Origin of the sequence: Flavobacterium lacus, assembly GCF_003268815.1 — a bacterium.
GTDB classification, from domain to species: Bacteria; Bacteroidota; Bacteroidia; order Flavobacteriales; family Flavobacteriaceae; genus Flavobacterium; species Flavobacterium lacus.
Genome location: NZ_QLSV01000011.1, coordinates 26,956 through 43,508, shown reverse-complemented (window position 1 = coordinate 43,508; position 16,553 = coordinate 26,956). Strand labels below are relative to the sequence as shown.

Here is a 16,553-nt window from a genome sequence, read left to right as displayed (position 1 = left end):
ACATGAACTATATACTTTTTGACGGACCGGTTCGCAAGGCACTTTTACCCTTTACATTCACCCGTCCGGTAGCAGACCTGCGTATCGGAATTTTAACCATTCGCGAAAAATGGGAGAAATATTTAGGATACACCACCACAACGATTACCGAAGACTATTTATCAGAAAAATATCCAATGGTGGAAATGGAAGAGAATATTCTAATCAATGCGTCCTTTCTTCCCAACGAAGTATTGGTGGAGATGATTAAAAGTTTGGAAAAAAATCAAGCCATTTTTAAAGGCGAAGAAGTGGTTGCTTTTTATACGAATGATACGCAAGAAGAAGTAGATTTTGATACCTATGAAATCATCGATTACAACGAAGAGGGTTTACGCATTGAACATACATGGGATATTTTTTCCAAAAATGATGCCGCCATCCGAGAAGATTTTGAGCTCTTAACCGAAGGAAGAACGTCGCAACCCATTCCAAAAAGTGTGAATGTCATCAATCCCGAAAATATTTTTATTGAAAAAGGAGCCAAGCTTGAATTTGTTACTTTAAACGCATCCACCGGCCCAATTTATATTGGCTACAATTCTGAAATCATGGAAGGTTCTGTGATTCGCGGTCCATTTGCATTATGCGAAGAAGCACAGGTAAAATTAGCCACCAAAGTCTATGGAGCAACCACCGTTGGACCACATTGTCGAATTGGTGGTGAAGTCAACAACTCTGTTCTTTTTGGCTATTCCAACAAAGGTCACGATGGATTTTTAGGAAATGCTGTGTTGGGCGAATGGTGTAACATTGGAGCCGATTCAAACAATTCCAACTTAAAAAACAACTACGAAGAAGTAAAATTATGGAGCTACGAAACCGAAGGTTTTGAAAAAACCGGCTTGCAGTTTTGCGGACTCATGATGGGCGATCATAGCAAATGCGGCATCAACACCATGTTTAACACCGGAACTGTCGTAGGCGTTTCTACCAATATTTTTGGTAGCGGATTTCCACGAAATTTTGTGCCGAGTTTTAGTTGGGGTGGAGCAGCGGGATTTTCTACTTACATCACCAAAAAAGCGTTTGAAACCGCTCGAATCGTCATGTCTCGCCGTCATGTGGAATTTACAGAAGAAGATGCAAGGATTTTGGAACATGTGTTTGAGGAGACGAAGAAGTGGAGGAAGGAGTGATTTATTTGTAGTTTCTCGCAAAGACGCCAAGTTTTTTTGCGTCTTTGCGAGAAATAATTTTAACGTTCTTCGTGTAAACCTTAGCGAGATTTGCGGTTAAAAATCATTTTACTTTAAAGAAGAATCCTTCAATCCATTTCCAATTATGATTGAAAATATAAATAACGATAGAAAGTACAATCAAAAATAAAACGATTTTAATAATTAGTTTTTTCTGTTCAACTTTTCGTTCCGCCTGCATTTTTTCACGAATAGATTCCAATAATTCAGGTGTCGCTTGCACATGATTCACAAACTCAGACGTTTCATTGGAAGTGTTTTCCAAACGTTTTAATTTGTCAATTCGATTGCGTTTGTTGTTTCTCAAACTGATTAAAGCGTGCAACATTGAACCTTCTCCGGGCATAATCTCTTTTTGAATTATTTTATAATTTTCTCGCAAAGACGCAAAGTCGCAAAGTTTTTCTCTGCGACTTTGCGTCTTTGCGAGAAAATTACTTTTGCGAGCTTAGGTTTAAAGTTTTCTAACTCTCTTTAAAGATAATAAATTCAACGGATTAATCCCCAAACCTTCCACATTTTTTCGTGTAAACCGTGCCACTTTATCATAAAAAAGCAAAATAACCGGAGCTTCTTCAATAATGATTTGATCCATTTGCTGATACAATTCAAATCGCTTGGCATCATCGGTTTCTAAAAAGGCTTTTTCATACAACGCATCAAATTTGGCATTTGAGAAATGCGTGTAATTTGGTCCGTTCGGAGCAAAGTTTTTACTGTAAAAAAGCGACAAATAATTCTCTGCATCAGGATAATCGGCAATCCAACTCGCTCTAAAAAATGTCACTTTTCCGGTCGCAATCGCTTGGCGTAATGTCGACGGTGGGTTGACATCAATTTCAACGTCCAAACCAATTTTTTGCCATTCGCGTTGTAAAAACTCACCAATATCAATGTAAGTGGCATTCGTACTTAAAACGATTTTGGGTTTTTTAATGCCTGTTTCTTTGACGAATTCGGCTACCAACGATTTAGCTTTTTCAGGTTCAAAATCATAGCCTTCTTGGTTATTAAAACTCGGCATTCCGCTTGGAATGATTCCGCTTGTTGCCGGTATTCCCATGTTATTTCGAAGATACGTAATCATCTTAGCTCGATCAAAACCATAATTTAAGGCTTTACGAATACGTTTATCCAAAATCGTTTGATCCGAACCATCCATTCGAAAACCTAAATATTCGGTGTTTAGGTAGGAACCGCTAATCAAATTTACATCATCTGCATATTTTGGTTGTAATTCGCCTTTTTGCGTGAGAATTTCATCTTTATAGGAGGGATCCAAACCGGAAACAAAATCAATTTTACCTTGAATGAATTCTAAAAAACCACTTTGCTTATCAGGTAAAAAAGTAATGGCAACGGCTTCTAAATAAGGCAATTGCTTTCCGTTTTCATCTTTTTCAAAATAAATCGGGTTTCGTCGCAACACCAATTTTACATTTTCTTCCCAAAATTTAAATTGAAAAGGGCCGGTTCCGATGGGTTTGGTTCGGAAATCATAATTCGGACTTTCAATAATTTCTTTTGGAACAACCGACGCATATTTCATCGATAATAATCCTAAAAAAGCCGGAAAAGATTTGGTTAATTTTATTTCAAAAATAGTATCGTTGATGGCTTGAAAATTTTCTACATTTTGTAAAATCCATCCGCCGGGCGAAGCATTTTTTTCGTCTTTTAAACGATTCAAACTGTATTCAAAATCAGTTGCTTTTACGGTTCGGGTAGAATCGTTCCCAAACAAATGATGCTTGTGAAAATACACATCGTTCCGAAGTACAAATTGATAGGTTTTGCCATCTTTGGAAATCGTCCAACGTTTGGCAATATCGGGTTGAATGTGCAAACTGTCATCCAGTTGAACCAATCCGTTAAACAATTGATTACACGCCCAAATGATGTTTTGCGATTTCGAAAATGCAGGATCTAACGTGGCAATGTTCGCACTTTCATTATACCTGAAAACATCTTTTACATTTTTGTTCTTCTTGGAATCTGTACATCCAAAAGTTAATAGTAGGAACAAAAAAAGGATAAATCTTGTAATCTTCATCTTGTAATTATAATCTCGATTACAAATATATAGATTAGCAAGTCGATTACTTTAGGAATGATAAACAAAAATATTAACTTCCGAGATTTCTTTTTACTTATACAGTTATTTTTCTTTCTACTCCATCTGAGTTATCCGATTTTTGACCGCTAACAATCGCTCCAAAAAAGTGTAGCATTGAAATAAATCTTCCGGATTTTGTGTCCCAATAGTAAACTTCAGAAGGTTGCACTCTAATTATACTAACGTTTGGATCCTCTTTCCCATCAAACCACACATTTGCAAAAACTGACCATTTTTCGTCTATCATTGATTTATCGTCATATATGTATGCATTTCCTAAAATAGATAAATACTCATAATCCCCATTGTTCATAAAATAGAGTTGAACCTGATTATCTTGTAGTATTTCCATATTTTTATTGCTTTCCTTACTACTAATAAACCATAGATTTCCTTCTTCATCACATTCCTGCAAACTCATTGGTCTTGCGTTAAACGGTAAATTTCCTTTCAAATTGGTAATAAACATACAGTTTCGGGCTTTCTCAGCTAATTCTTTAAGCTTAGCAGTTCCTTCTTCATTAAATAAATTTTCTTTAGACATAGTTATAGGTTTTTAAACGATTTTTTAATTTTTTAGGTTACTTTCAAAATTCCATCATTTTTGTGCATTTTGCATTACATTATTTTGAGAAATTGTTATATAATTAATAATTGCGACTAAATCGGTTTTGAAAAAACCAGTGTATTTTAAAATTGTTTGTAAATTTGCGGCGTTCAATCTTTGACAACGATTTCATTAATGGACGCTAGCTATGAAAAATAATAAAAAAGTCGCTTTTTACACGCTTGGCTGTAAACTGAATTTTTCAGAAACCTCTACAATTGCTCGAAATTTTCAACAAGAAGGTTTTGAACGGGTTGATTTTGAAGAAGTTGCTGATATTTATGTAATTAACACGTGTTCAGTAACGGAAAATGCTGATAAACAATTCAAACAAATTGTCAAAAAAGCGTTGAAGAATAACGAGAAAGCATTTGTGGCTGCTGTTGGATGTTATGCTCAATTAAAACCCGAAGAACTGGCCGCTGTTGATGGTGTGGATTTGGTTTTAGGTGCGACCGAAAAATTCAAAATAACTGATTATCTCAATGATTTGACCAAAAACGATTTGGGCGAAGTGCATTCTTGTGAAATTGAAGAAGCCAATTTTTACGTAGGAAGTTATTCGATTGGCGACCGAACGCGTGCCTTTTTGAAAGTACAAGACGGTTGTGATTATAAATGTACGTATTGCACCATTCCGTTGGCTCGTGGGATTTCACGCAGTGATGAATTGCAAAATGTGTTGAATAATGCCAAAGAAATTTCGCAACAAGGCATCAAAGAAATTGTGTTAACCGGTGTGAATATTGGTGATTACGGTAAAGGTGAATTTGGCAACAAAAAACACGAACATACTTTTTTAGAATTGGTTCAAGCGTTGGATGAAGTAGAAGGCATTGAGCGTTTGCGAATTTCTTCTATCGAACCCAATTTATTGAAGAACGAAACGATTGATTTTGTATCGAAAAGCCGAACGTTTGTGCCGCATTTTCACATTCCGTTGCAATCGGGAAGTAATGACATTTTAAAGAAAATGAAACGCCGGTATTTGCGTGAATTGTATGTGGATCGCGTGAACAAAATTCGCGAAGTCATGCCGGATGCGTGCATTGGTGTGGATGTAATTGTAGGTTTTCCTGGTGAAACAGACGAACATTTTTTAGAAACCTATCATTTTTTGAATGATTTGGACATTTCTTATTTGCATGTTTTTACCTATTCTGAAAGAGATAATACCGAAGCAGCTGAAATGGAAAATGTAATTCCGGCCAATGTTCGCTCCAAAAGAAGTAAAATGCTTCGCGGATTATCCGTAAAGAAACGAAGAGCTTTTTATGAAAGTCAACTCGGAACTACAAGAACTGTTTTGTTTGAAGCCGAAAACAAAGAAGGGTATATTCACGGTTTTACAGAAAATTATGTGAAAATAAAAACGCCTTGGAATCCTGAATTAGTGAATACTTTACAAGAAATTAAACTGACCAAGATTGATGAGGATGGTTCGGTTAGGATGGAATTTGTGAGGGATTTTGTTTCTATCTAAATTGATTTACCTCTCAAAAACCGTCATTCTCCCATTAATATAAAATTTAGAAAACCCTATATTTTTACTAATCCAATCCATTGTTTTAGGATGATAAAAGAAAACATGTGTAAGATCATTTTTATAATACCACGAATCAAAATTATTTTTTTCCGAAAAGAAATCGGTTTTGCAGTATAATTTTCCGCCGGGTAAAAGCAAATTATATAATTTTTTGAATTCTTTGTACGGATGATGAAAGTGCTCAATCACTTCGCAGCAAGCGATATAATTGTATTTTTCCTTTAAAACCTCTGGATTGTTTGCAAAAAACGGATCATATTCTGCAATGGAGAATCCTTCATCGCGAAGCATTTTGGTAATGACCGGTCCGGTTCCAGAACCAAAATCTAATCCTTTGTGTTTGGGAGTAAAATCTTTCTTAATTTCATCAACAATTGGCGAAACAAATTGTTGATAACCAGCGTCGTTTACGTCGTTGTTATGAAATTCGTAGTGCTTTTGTTCTTCGGTTTCAGCAATATAATTCTTCGGATTTAAAAATACGGCAAAGCAGTTGCCGCAAAAATTGAATTCGCGTTTTTTATCGGTATAAAAATGATTTGCTTCGCTCGTACATAAAGGACATTTCATAATTTAATGCCAGGGGGTAATAACTCTTTATAAACCGGATTTTTTCTGAAAAAATGAGCTAATTTTGGATTGGTTGGAACAACTTTAAATTTTCTTTCAACGGCAATTGCCAACACAGCTTTAATAAAATCATTAATAATTTCTAACTCTAAATCATCAGGATGATTCAATTTTGTTAAAAACAATTTTCGCTCTTGCATAGCATATTCCATTACCAATAAACCGAAATCGGTTTGGGTTTCAAATTGTCTTAGTAATTGATTGTCTTTTATTTCCATACTTTTGTTGGGTTAGGAAAAGTGAAATTTCTTTCGTGCAAAGGTACGGATATTTAAAATTTTTTCTTTCAAAAAGAATGTTAATGTCTGCCAATGCTAAAATTATCACTAAATTAACAACCTATTCAAGGCAGTTTCATCGTAAAGTTTTAATTTTAGTACGTAAATTAGTGTGATGGATAAAATTCCTGTTTATTTCATGCCCGGATTAGCCGCAAGCACGTCAATTTTTGAACGTATCGAATTACCGGAGGATCAATTTGAAATATTTTTGTTGGAATGGATCATTCCATATCCAAAAGAATCTCTTACTGCTTATGTAACGCGATTATCGAAAAATATTCAGCATAAAAATCCGGTATTGATTGGTGTTTCTTTTGGTGGTGTAATTGTGCAGGAAATGGCTATGATAATTCCTGTTCAAAAAACAATTATTATTTCGAGTGTAAAATCGAATAAGGAATTTCCCAGACGATTAAAGATTGCAAAATCGACCAAAGTGTATAAATTATTACCCACCGGTTTAGTGCAAAATGTTGAAGCCTTGACAAAGTTTGCTTACGGTGATGCGGTTAAGCAACGGTTAAAATTATATGACCGTTATTTATGTGTGCGTGACAAGTGCTATTTAGATTGGGCGATTGAAACAATTATTCTTTGGGATAGAACTGAACCTGACTCAACGATAGTTCACATTCACGGTGATGCAGATGATGTTTTTCCGATAAAATACATCAAGAATTCTATCGTTGTAAAGGGTGGAACACATATTATGATCTTAAATAAATTTAAATGGTTCAACGAAAATTTACCAAAAATTATTTTAAATACTAGTTGAGTTGGACTGATTTTTGTAGTTTTACAATTAACAAATAAAAAATGTTAGGTATGAAAAGGATAAGAAATATAGTAATTGCTGCAGTTTTGATTGGTTTGAGCGGACTATTTGTTTACTCAACGTCTAAGAAAATTGTTGTTACAGAAAAAAGAGAAGTAGTAGCACTTCCTATGGAAATTGATTTTGCAGGTGAAAAAACGCCTTTACATATAGCTGATGTCCGTGAGCGATTGGATAGAGAAATGATTATCAATACGAATTTACATTCTACCACAACATTAATTTTAAAAAGAGCGAACCGTGCGTTTCCGGTGATTGAACCGATATTGAAAAAATATGGTATTCCGGATGATTTTAAATATTTAGCTGTTATTGAAAGCGGCTTAGCCAATGTGGTTTCGCCGGCGGGAGCACGCGGTGTTTGGCAATTTATGCCTGAAACTGCAAAAGAGAAAGGTATGGAAGTCAATGATTTTGTGGACGAACGTTATCATTTGGAAAAATCAACTGAAGCTGCTTGTCGCTATCTTTTAGACGCAAAAAATAAATTTGGGAATTGGACTTTAGCTGCTGCTGCGTATAATGGCGGAATGGGTGGCGTAAATAAGCAATTAACTAATCAACAAGTGGCGGATTATTATGATGTTTTACTGACAGAAGAAACTTCTCGGTATGTTTTTAGAATTTTAGCTTTGAAAGAAATTATGCAAAATCCGGCTAAGTATGGTTTTGAAATTCCTAACGAACAATTGTATCACCCCATTGAAGTAAAAAAAATTCAAGTTGATTCAACAATTTCGGATTTAGCAGTTTTTGCAAAGAGTCAAGGAGTGAATTATAAGATTTTAAAAATTCATAATCCTTGGTTGCGAGATAAGAAACTTGAAAATAAAGGAAAGAGAACGTACACTTTAGAAATTCCTATCGAAGGATATTAATTACTTATGAAAATGACAATATCAACTTTGATTATACTATTGTTCATCGGGCTTTTGGCTGGTATTTTAAGTGGATTAATTGGCATTGGTGGAGGAATAATTATGATTCCTTTGTTGTTACTTTTAGGATTAACACAACATCAATCTCAAGGAACCAGTTTAGCCGTACTTTCTGTACCCGTCACCGCTTTGGCTGCTTTTAATTATTACAAGGAAGGCTATGTGGATTGGAAATATGCTGCCGTAATCGCTATCTTTTTTGTGATTGGTGGTTATATTGGAAGCAAATTTGCTGTACAGCTTGATGAAAAAATTCTCAAAAAAATCTTTGGTGTTATTCTCTTGCTTGTAGCCGGAAAACTCATTTTAGGAAAATAATCAGTTGGTTACTAACAATTCTTTTTTATTTTGCTTCAATTGTATTAACTCCGAAAGGCGATCACTAAAAATCGAATAATTCATTTCTACTGCTTTTTTTGTTGGTGTTTTTAGAGGAGTAGAGGCAGACCCTCTTTTAATGTTGACAACTTGGAGGTGTTCATCAATCATATAGCAGGTTGGAAAACCCAATGTTTCCCGCATGCTTTCTACAATTTCATTGTCATTTTTATAATTTTTGTGTGCATAGCCGATTTCAATGCTACTGTTGAATTTTTTTGCAAATTTTCCAGCTTCTTTTTTCTTTCCAAAAACAATAACGATAAATTCTATTGCTTTATTTTCCTTAGCGAGTTTATTTAAGGCGGGGATTTCACCTTTTCCGGGGATGCACCAAGCCGCGTAGGTAACCAAGAAGATTGGTTTTTTCACCTTACTCATTTTGAGCTTTCGGTTATTAATTCTTTTTAATGTGTAGTCATTAAATTTAGATCCAATGAGTTGATTCTGAACTAAACTATCAAATAAAAACTGACCTCTTTCAAAATCACCAATCCGATAGGCCTCACTACTTTGATTTTTATATTTAACAAAGTTTGTTCGAATTGCCTCTGTAAAAGATTTTGAAGGTTCCTGAATCGATTGACTCAGTACACTTAAGTTTGACGTAACAAATACTACTATGAGAATAATTATTTTCACATTTTAAGTACTTTGATTCAAACAAAGCTATTGAATTTTATTAAAAAAACAAAAAAATACTGATTAATAAATAGTTAGCTGGTAAAATAGTAATAATCAAGCTACAAAAAACCGAGTCAATTTATTTTATAATCAATTTTTTGACACTTTTTTTATTTCCTTGGTAAACACTAACTAAATACAATCCTTTTGCTAAACTTTTGATATTAATGGGTTCATTGGTGCTAGAGGAGACTAAAACCAATTTACCATCTAAATGGTGTATTTCTACTTTATCCATGGCAATAGCTGAGTTCAAATACAAATAATCAGTGGCTGGATTTTGAAAAGTAAACAATTGTGCTTCAGTTGAAGAATCAATTGAGAGGGAACAATCTTGTCCGACTACATAAGTAATATAGCTTGTAACCGATAACCCACCTGAATAGGCAAATTTAACAGCATAGCTAATTGTGGTACCCATGGTTTGTCCGGTAATGGTATAGGTATATCTATTTCCTGGTAGCGTGGTCATTTGGTACTCTGTAAATGGCGTTTGTCTTCGCAAAAAGGCAACTACACCCACTTTGTCTGTGTCTAACAATTCAAAAGTGATTTTTACATCGTTTCCTATGGTTTCAAATTCATAGGAATAGCCTACAGAAAAAGCCCCTTCTTGAGCTTCTGTACCTGTTCCTGAACATCCGATAACTCCTGTGGTGGTTGCACTCAAAAGAACCGGATTGTTGATGTATTGATTTCCTGCAACATCACTTGCTGAAACAGAAAAATTATAGGTTGTCAAAGGCATTAAATTTGGAATGATTACTGATTTTTCTTCGCCTGATGGGTTTGCTGTAGAAATGTTTTGACCGTTATAATTGATAGAATAAACTACATTGTCTGAATTGTCATTTGCATTTAGCAACAATTCAATAGTAGAACTGGTTACAGTTCCTACTGTTGCAGTAAAATTTGTAGGCGGTTCGTTGTCAAGTAATGTGTTTTGATAGACTCTCACATAATCTATTTCCATGGAAGCTTGCGTAAAACCAGATGGAATGTTACCTGCAACTCCACCCATAGCAATGTTTAATAGTAGATATTGTTCTGCATCAAACGGCCATGTATTTGCGTTTTTAACGGCAGGATTATAGGTGTAAAAAGCAACACCATCTAAAAGAAACGTTATTTGAAAAGGTGACCAATTCACGGAATACACATGAAAAGCATTACCTAAATTAGAAGCAATTGTTCCGCCATGATTGATCGTGTTTCCAAATGAAGACGGCGTGTGAATAGCACTTTGTATGAAACCAGCAGGTTGTGATGGTGTAATGCCATGTTCCATGATATCAATTTCGCCGCAAGCAGGCCAATTGGTGGTTCCGAACTCTGAATTAAAAAAACCTCCATTCTCGTTTACATTTTTACCTAGCATCCATAAGGCAGGCCAAGTTCCTTGATTGGTTGGTATTTTTGCACGGATATCGACACGACCATAAAGAAATGCAAATTTAGAATTTAAACGTGCCGAAGTATATTGTTTGGTTACGCCTTGATTGGTATAAGGTTCTTTTTTTGCGACAATGTTTAAAAAGCCGTTATTTACAAATGAATTTGTAATAAGGTTAGTATAATGTTGCACTTCGCCATTAAACCAACTTCCTCCGTTGGGTAGTTGAGTTTGATGGTGCCATTTGGATGAATTGATTGCACCATTATTATCAAATTCATCAGACCACACTAAATTATTGTACACAATATCAACTTGTGCTTTACTGGATTGAGTGGTCATAAAGTAGGATAAAAAAAGAATAAAGATGGCGAATTTTTTCATGATCATTGGGCAAATTTTTCTAGCGTTTTTTTGAATTTTAAAAGGTTAAACCTTTAACTTGATTTTTATTTTTTTGGTTAAAAAAGTAAGCCATCTAAGTTATTTTGCTTCTTAAGAAGTTAAGTACTAAAATGATTTTTACTTTTTTTTAACCAATTTGTATGCTGAGATAACTTATTTTTCAGTTTGGTATTTCAGTTGTTCATTTTTATCCCATAACCCCCAGTAAGCACCAACTTCACCCTCCGGGCCAACTTTCCAAGCTTCATCAAATGAGGAGAAATAGAAAATTTCAATATTGTTTTGTTTTGACCAATTTTGCGTATCAATAAAATATTTCATGGCATTTTCATGAGAAGCCACAGCACCTTTGAGGGAACCACCTTGACTTGGCCAACCGGTTTCGGTGATAATTACACGTTTTCCGTTTCCGGCATTTTTTGCCGATTCAAACATGCTTTTCATGTGGTTAAAGGAATATTCAATCGGGCAACCTTCCCAATAAGGGTAGCAGTTGGTTAAAATTACGTCACAAGCCGCTGTAATTCTTGGACGATGTGAAAATTCATAATAGGCATCAACATAACCAACGGGAATAGTTGGAAGAGCTTCTTTTACGCGATTGATATATTCTAGCAATTGATCTTCGGTTAAGTCGTTTCGATACATTACTTCATTTCCAACGGCAGCAATATCTACACAACCTTCTTTTGCTAAGGTTATTAATCCTTCAATTTCTTTTTCATTAAGCTCTAAATCATTACTTAGCCAAGCACCCACTAAGGTCTTCATGCCATTTTGATGGGCAATTCTTGGAATATGTTCATTGCCTTCGATACAAGAAAAGGAGCGAACCCATTTGGCATATGGTTTTAAGATTTGAATTCTTCTGTTCACTTGTTCGCCATAAATGATATCACCTGGTTTTTGATCGTTTTCATACATGCTGAAACAAATGCCATGCATCCCTTTTTCTAACGTTTTTTGCCAGAGGTTTACTAAACTCTCAGGTGTATAATCTGAAATTTGAATTTCATGCTGAAAGTGTTCACTTTCGCTGTAATTTTTATTTTCGTCTAACGAAAAATAATGACCTTCTCTAAATGACATAGTTCGTTGTTTTTGCTATTATAATTCACCTCTTCGGGCTACCAATTCGTCTTTGATTTCTCTGGCACGTTTTTCATTCAAATTATATTTCCACATAATGATTATGGCAATTCCGGCAGTAAGTGATGGAATGATAATGTCTGCTAAACGCAAATTATGCATAGTTTCTGCAGTTTGAGTGGCAGCAGCACCATCAAATCCGATTAACTTTAAAACCAAACCACTTATTACTAAGGCTAGTCCCTGACCTAATTTTACCATCCACCAATAAATAGCTCCAAAAGTTCCTTCTTTTCTTGGCATTCCATTTTCAAGTTCATCCAAATCACAAACATCGGCTGTCATGCTCATCATTAAAGTGAATAGGCTACCCAACCCAAAAGCTAACAATGGAATTGGCAGAAAAATTAGCCAAGGCACTCCTAGCGTCGTATTAACACTAAACCAAGACATGTTTAATTGTTCCAAAGTTGGACCAATAGCATTGAAAAAAGCTTGTAAACCATTTGCCATACTTTGAGCAAAAGCTGTTTGGTTAAATGATTCATTCAAATTGGTATCAAATCCCCACCATTTAAGTAAATAACCAACTATGGAGATAAAGGAAGCAATAATAAACGCATTTTTTTTACCCCATTTGTTTGCAATTCGGGTTATGATTGGAATGACCATAAATGCGGTTAATACTGCACTAATCGTTGCAAACCAAGCTGGCCAAGTTCCGGCACCTTCATAACTTCCATTATACATATAAAACACAATAATAAAAACACTAAAAGAGGCCACAATTTGAAATCCATTAAACACTAAAAAAGTAGCCGCACAAAGTTTCATAAAAGGCTTGTTTCTGGAGACTTGTTTAATGCCATGAAACAAATCTTTAAAACTAGAGCCAATGGTTTTAAAAGATATTTTCTTTCTGTTTTCCATGTGAGCAGAATCAATACCTTTACAAAATATGGCTGGTAAAACTCCCAATACCATACAAATAACGCCCACATAAATAGCCAACTGATTTACACCTTCCACTTGCGTTTCATACATTTTTGGGTTGGCAATGATCACCCAAAACCAGGGCACAATCATCCAGGCAAACTGACCAATAGTATTGGCAAATCCCATCAAACGAGTTCGCTCATTATAATCGCTGGTCATTTCATATCCTAAACCCACAAGAGGTGTTGCGAAAATGGTATTACCCGTTAAGAAAATTAGTGAAAAGATTAAAAAATACCAGAAATTATACATTTGAGAATTTTCCGGACTCATTTGCCATAATAAAATATAGAATATCCCGCTCAAGATAGCTCCGATGAAAATATAAGGTCTTCGTCGTCCCCATTTGGATTTAGTATTGTCTGAAACAAACCCCATGATAGGATCAGTAATAGCGTCATAGAGTCGAGGTAAACCGCCTAAAATTCCTGCTAACAAAGGATCCATTCCAAAAGCAGTCAACAGGAAAAAACTAAATACACCCAATGCACCCGGTAATAAATTGAGTACTAAATGACCTGCTCCAAAGGCTGATTTTTGTATAAAAGGGACTTTATTTCTACCGTTTGAAGTTTTATAATCTGTAATAGGAGTTGGATTATCCATAATTTATTCGTTAAGGTTTAATAACCACAGTTTGCAAAGCTTTTGCACTAATGGAGCTATTTTTTTTCTGGTTATTAAAATTTAATTCGATTGTTAGTTCTTTGTCAGTTGGATTGAAAATGGCAATTGCAATAGAACCATCCGGGTTCTTTACAGCAGTTGTCATTAATTCGTCATTACTTATTGTACATCCAATTTTTACAGCTCCGGGTCGCATGAATTTGCTAAAATGAGCCATTACATAATATAAAGGAGTAAAATACACCTCGTCTTTTTCAGGATCTACAATAACCGGAGCAACACACCAGTTTTTAAACCAGTTTGGGCCTCCTTGACGGTCTAACACCATATTCCAATCAATCCAACCATCCACCCAATTGTTTAGGCAACCAATGATGTCAGTGGCATACCGATTTACGGGAGCGTATTTTGGATGTAAATATTTTTCTTTTTCACTTGCCCAATCCCAACCCCAATCGGTGGCTTCTTTTTTCCAATACCACGCATCGTCTTGCCAATGTGGAATTTCAGAATCTACACAACCTTCGGTTTCAATTAGGTATTTATTGGGTGCTTTTTTATGAGCATATTGCAACGCATCCGGAAAGAAATCATAGGTACTTTCATACCAATGAATAGCGGTTCCTGCAAAATATTTTGATGTTTCTTCGTTTTTATACATGGCATCTACCCATTCCGGTAAACCTGCTCTGTTTTGGTCGTAGCCGAAAATTTTCACATCCTTCCAACCGTCTTTTTCTAGTTTTGGTCCGAGATGATTTTGCACAAACAATGTCATTTCCTCAGGTGAAAAATGAGTACTTTCCCAATTGTTTCCGTTTCCGTGTGGTTCGTTGATGACGGTAACTCCCCAAATATCGATACCTTCTTTTTTGTAAGCATCCAAATATTTTGAAAAATATAAGGCAAAGGCATCATTAAATTCAGGTAATAATTTTCCGCCAACATAAGCTTTGTTATCTTTCATCCAAGGCGGACAAGTCCAAGGAGAAGAAATGATATTAAAACCCTCTTTAGAAGTTGCTTTTGCCTCTAAAATCATTGGAATTAAATCATCTTTATCGTCTTCGATGGTGAAATGCTCCATCAACAAATCATTTTCCACTTTGGCATAGGTGTAGTTACTTAAAGAAAAATCGCACGAAGCAATATGGGTTCGGGTTAAAGAATAATTAGCTCCGTTTTCACTAAAATAGGCATCGAGTATTTTTTTGCGATTATTTTTACTCAATCGATTGAGTAAGTAGGCCGAAGCTTCAGTAAAAGATCCCCCAAAACCTGTGATAGTTTGAAACTTTTCTTCCGGATTAATTGTAATTTTTATGATGTCATTATTTTCAGAAAATTGGGTTATTTCTTTTAGTTTATTACCATTCTCAGAAGTTTCGTAAACCTTTATCTCCATCTCTTTTTCTTTTTGACAACTACAAAAACACAATGCGATCAGAATTGACAGCAATGAAACAAATGCATATTTACTATTATTTGATACCATATTATTTTAAAATACCGGGAAGTTGAACCTCTTTTAGTAATCGTTCTTTGTTTCCATTATATGTTTTTTGGATGGTATTTCCATCTCTTTTTAAATCTTTAAATAAGCCCTTATCAACCAAATCCCAAACAGCATATTTAGCATTTCCTTCTACAGTAAATAAACCAAAATGATTTTCGGAACCAGCTGCATTTCCTGCATCTTTCCATGGTTCGTCAAATGCTTCAAAATAGAAACAAGCTATTTTTTGTTTCGTTGTCCATTCCCTCATTTTACGATAAAAGACACCAGCTTTGTATTCATCTACCGCTTTTGAGTCATTATTTCCATACAATTCATTAGAGTATGTAGCCCAACCCGTTTCACCAATATGAATAGGTTTGTTGACACCTAAACTTTTCGTGTATTTTTTTACTGCATCATATTGACTTTTTGCATATTCAACAGAACGATCCATCATTAAATCTATTTTCTTATCGATAGGAAATTGCATTTCACTTTCTTTAATTCCCCAAAAAACAGGATTGTAATGCGTATCATGCATGGGATACGTATGCATCGAGATGTAATCCACAGCATGAATTAATTTATTTAAATCTTCTGTATGATATTCATCACCGCCACCGCCCCAAGAAGCAAAATTATCCGAACAAGTAATCCATAAATCTTTTGATAATTTATCCTTTTTCTTTAAATCTTGCAAGTGATTTACCCATTTTAAGATTACGGAAGGTTGCACATAGTAAGCTGTTGCCCATTTTACCATAGCTTCGTTTCCTACTGCTATAACTTTAATGATTTCAGGATATTTTTGAGCCAATTCTACTGCGTGAGCAATTTCGGCAGCATTACGTTCACTTTCTTCGTTATGATTAGGTTCAAAGCCAGTCCAAGCGTTTTTGCAATCAATCCATGCACCAAGCATAACATACATTTCAAATTTTTGATCCTCCTTGTTGAGTTCATCAATTGCTTTGAGTATGTTGACTGCTTCAGGAAGATGAACGTTATAAGTTCTGATGGTTTTTATGCCCATTGCAGAAAGAATTTTTAAATCTTCTTTCAATTGTGTAATGGTGGGTTGAACTCTTCTGCTGTTGGTGCGATAGCCACCATACGAAATGGCTAAATAGTCTGGATTTCCTAATATGTCTTTTGCAGTCACTTCTTCGGGTTTTGTATTAAGTTCTTTAGCATCTGATTTATCTTTGCATGAAATTCCAAAACATAACGTTAAACCTAAAAATAGTATTCTTAAGATTTTTATCGTTTTTATGTTTGGAATTGGTTTCATT

General features: G+C 35.0%; 16 protein-coding genes. 5 read left to right on the top strand and 11 right to left on the bottom strand.

Annotation, left to right across the window (positions count from 1 at the left end; all coding sequences use genetic code 11):
* The first annotated feature begins 2 nt into the window (after positions 1–2).
* Positions 3–1,178, top strand: a complete 1,176-nt coding sequence (locus B0I10_RS11325) for a GlmU family protein (RefSeq protein WP_112086624.1) — start codon at positions 3–5, stop codon at positions 1,176–1,178.
* Positions 1,179–1,281: 103 nt separating this feature from the next.
* On the opposite strand, the gene B0I10_RS11320 is transcribed toward B0I10_RS11325, so the two are convergent.
* The 3 genes from B0I10_RS11320 to B0I10_RS11310 form a co-directional block, all read right to left on the bottom strand.
* A complete protein-coding gene (locus tag B0I10_RS11320) occupies positions 1,282–1,584 on the bottom strand; it encodes a hypothetical protein (RefSeq protein WP_146740349.1) in 303 nt (100 codons plus the stop codon).
* Between the two features lie 108 nt (positions 1,585–1,692).
* Positions 1,693–3,291 carry an ABC transporter substrate-binding protein gene (locus B0I10_RS11315; RefSeq protein WP_112086622.1) on the bottom strand — a complete coding sequence of 533 codons (1,599 nt, stop codon included), beginning with the start codon at positions 3,289–3,291 and terminating at the stop codon, positions 1,693–1,695.
* Positions 3,292–3,388: 97 nt separating this feature from the next.
* A complete protein-coding gene (locus tag B0I10_RS11310; RefSeq protein ID WP_112086621.1) occupies positions 3,389–3,898 on the bottom strand; it encodes a pyridoxamine 5'-phosphate oxidase family protein in 510 nt (169 codons plus the stop codon).
* 211 nt (positions 3,899–4,109) lie between these two features.
* On the opposite strand from B0I10_RS11310, the gene mtaB reads away from it, so the two are divergent.
* Positions 4,110–5,444 carry a tRNA (N(6)-L-threonylcarbamoyladenosine(37)-C(2))-methylthiotransferase MtaB gene (gene mtaB / locus B0I10_RS11305; RefSeq protein ID WP_112086620.1) on the top strand — a complete coding sequence of 445 codons (1,335 nt, stop codon included), beginning with the start codon at positions 4,110–4,112 and terminating at the stop codon, positions 5,442–5,444.
* A gap of 6 nt (positions 5,445–5,450) precedes the next feature.
* Here mtaB and B0I10_RS11300 read toward each other — a convergent pair whose 3' ends face one another.
* Positions 5,451–6,077 (bottom strand): class I SAM-dependent methyltransferase, encoded by a 627-nt coding sequence (locus B0I10_RS11300; protein ID WP_112086619.1) that lies wholly within the window; start codon positions 6,075–6,077, stop codon positions 5,451–5,453.
* On the bottom strand, positions 6,074–6,355 hold the full coding sequence (locus B0I10_RS11295; RefSeq protein WP_112086618.1) for a GNAT family N-acetyltransferase: 282 nt from the start codon (positions 6,353–6,355) through the stop codon (positions 6,074–6,076). The genes B0I10_RS11300 and B0I10_RS11295 overlap by 4 nt, the downstream gene beginning before the upstream one ends.
* A 175-nt stretch (positions 6,356–6,530) precedes the next feature.
* On the opposite strand from B0I10_RS11295, the gene B0I10_RS11290 reads away from it, so the two are divergent.
* Genes B0I10_RS11290 through B0I10_RS11280 form a run of 3 tightly spaced genes read left to right on the top strand, consistent with a single transcriptional unit; the run spans position 6,531 to position 8,509 of the window.
* Complete coding sequence (locus B0I10_RS11290; RefSeq protein WP_112086617.1) at positions 6,531–7,193, top strand: alpha/beta fold hydrolase; 663 nt, start codon at positions 6,531–6,533, stop codon at positions 7,191–7,193.
* Positions 7,194–7,243: 50 nt separating this feature from the next.
* Positions 7,244–8,131: a lytic transglycosylase domain-containing protein gene (locus B0I10_RS11285; protein WP_112086697.1), complete on the top strand. Its 888-nt coding sequence runs from the start codon at positions 7,244–7,246 to the stop codon at positions 8,129–8,131.
* Positions 8,132–8,143: 12 nt separating this feature from the next.
* Positions 8,144–8,509: a sulfite exporter TauE/SafE family protein gene (locus B0I10_RS11280; RefSeq protein ID WP_112086696.1), complete on the top strand. Its 366-nt coding sequence runs from the start codon at positions 8,144–8,146 to the stop codon at positions 8,507–8,509.
* Here the strand turns inward: B0I10_RS11280 and B0I10_RS11275 are convergent, their stop codons facing one another.
* From B0I10_RS11275 to B0I10_RS11250, 6 genes are all read right to left on the bottom strand, one after another.
* Positions 8,510–9,211, bottom strand: a complete 702-nt coding sequence (locus B0I10_RS11275) for a TlpA family protein disulfide reductase (RefSeq protein ID WP_112086616.1) — start codon at positions 9,209–9,211, stop codon at positions 8,510–8,512.
* Between the two features lie 121 nt (positions 9,212–9,332).
* Positions 9,333–11,030 (bottom strand): family 16 glycosylhydrolase, encoded by a 1,698-nt coding sequence (locus tag B0I10_RS11270; protein WP_245942987.1) that lies wholly within the window; start codon positions 11,028–11,030, stop codon positions 9,333–9,335.
* Positions 11,031–11,204: 174 nt separating this feature from the next.
* Positions 11,205–12,140, bottom strand: a complete 936-nt coding sequence (locus B0I10_RS11265; RefSeq protein ID WP_112086614.1) for a glycoside hydrolase family 17 protein — start codon at positions 12,138–12,140, stop codon at positions 11,205–11,207.
* Between the two features lie 18 nt (positions 12,141–12,158).
* Positions 12,159–13,742: an MFS transporter gene (locus B0I10_RS11260; RefSeq protein WP_112086613.1), complete on the bottom strand. Its 1,584-nt coding sequence runs from the start codon at positions 13,740–13,742 to the stop codon at positions 12,159–12,161.
* A gap of 10 nt (positions 13,743–13,752) precedes the next feature.
* Positions 13,753–15,168, bottom strand: coding sequence for a glycoside hydrolase family 30 protein (locus tag B0I10_RS11255; protein ID WP_112086612.1), 1,416 nt, complete (start codon positions 15,166–15,168; stop codon positions 13,753–13,755).
* Positions 15,169–15,259: 91 nt separating this feature from the next.
* On the bottom strand, positions 15,260–16,552 hold the full coding sequence (locus B0I10_RS11250; RefSeq protein ID WP_112086611.1) for a glycosyl hydrolase family 17 protein: 1,293 nt from the start codon (positions 16,550–16,552) through the stop codon (positions 15,260–15,262).
* Between the last annotated feature and the right edge of the window lies 1 nt (position 16,553).

Coding starts and splice junctions, on each gene's coding strand:
- B0I10_RS11315 (WP_112086622.1), bottom strand. CDS start 3,291: ATGAAGATTACAAGATTTATCCTTTTTTTGTTCCTACTATTAACTTTT.
- B0I10_RS11280 (WP_112086696.1), top strand. CDS start 8,144: ATGACAATATCAACTTTGATTATACTATTGTTCATCGGGCTTTTGGCT.
- B0I10_RS11270 (WP_245942987.1), bottom strand. CDS start 11,030: ATGAAAAAATTCGCCATCTTTATTCTTTTTTTATCCTACTTTATGACC.
- B0I10_RS11260 (WP_112086613.1), bottom strand. CDS start 13,742: ATGGATAATCCAACTCCTATTACAGATTATAAAACTTCAAACGGTAGA.
- B0I10_RS11290 (WP_112086617.1), top strand. CDS start 6,531: ATGGATAAAATTCCTGTTTATTTCATGCCCGGATTAGCCGCAAGCACG.
- B0I10_RS11320 (WP_146740349.1), bottom strand. CDS start 1,584: ATGCCCGGAGAAGGTTCAATGTTGCACGCTTTAATCAGTTTGAGAAAC.
- B0I10_RS11325 (WP_112086624.1), top strand. CDS start 3: ATGAACTATATACTTTTTGACGGACCGGTTCGCAAGGCACTTTTACCC.
- B0I10_RS11250 (WP_112086611.1), bottom strand. CDS start 16,552: ATGAAACCAATTCCAAACATAAAAACGATAAAAATCTTAAGAATACTA.
- B0I10_RS11295 (WP_112086618.1), bottom strand. CDS start 6,355: ATGGAAATAAAAGACAATCAATTACTAAGACAATTTGAAACCCAAACC.
- B0I10_RS11265 (WP_112086614.1), bottom strand. CDS start 12,140: ATGTCATTTAGAGAAGGTCATTATTTTTCGTTAGACGAAAATAAAAAT.
- B0I10_RS11300 (WP_112086619.1), bottom strand. CDS start 6,077: ATGAAATGTCCTTTATGTACGAGCGAAGCAAATCATTTTTATACCGAT.
- B0I10_RS11255 (WP_112086612.1), bottom strand. CDS start 15,168: ATGGAGATAAAGGTTTACGAAACTTCTGAGAATGGTAATAAACTAAAA.
- B0I10_RS11285 (WP_112086697.1), top strand. CDS start 7,244: ATGAAAAGGATAAGAAATATAGTAATTGCTGCAGTTTTGATTGGTTTG.
- B0I10_RS11310 (WP_112086621.1), bottom strand. CDS start 3,898: ATGTCTAAAGAAAATTTATTTAATGAAGAAGGAACTGCTAAGCTTAAA.
- mtaB (WP_112086620.1), top strand. CDS start 4,110: ATGAAAAATAATAAAAAAGTCGCTTTTTACACGCTTGGCTGTAAACTG.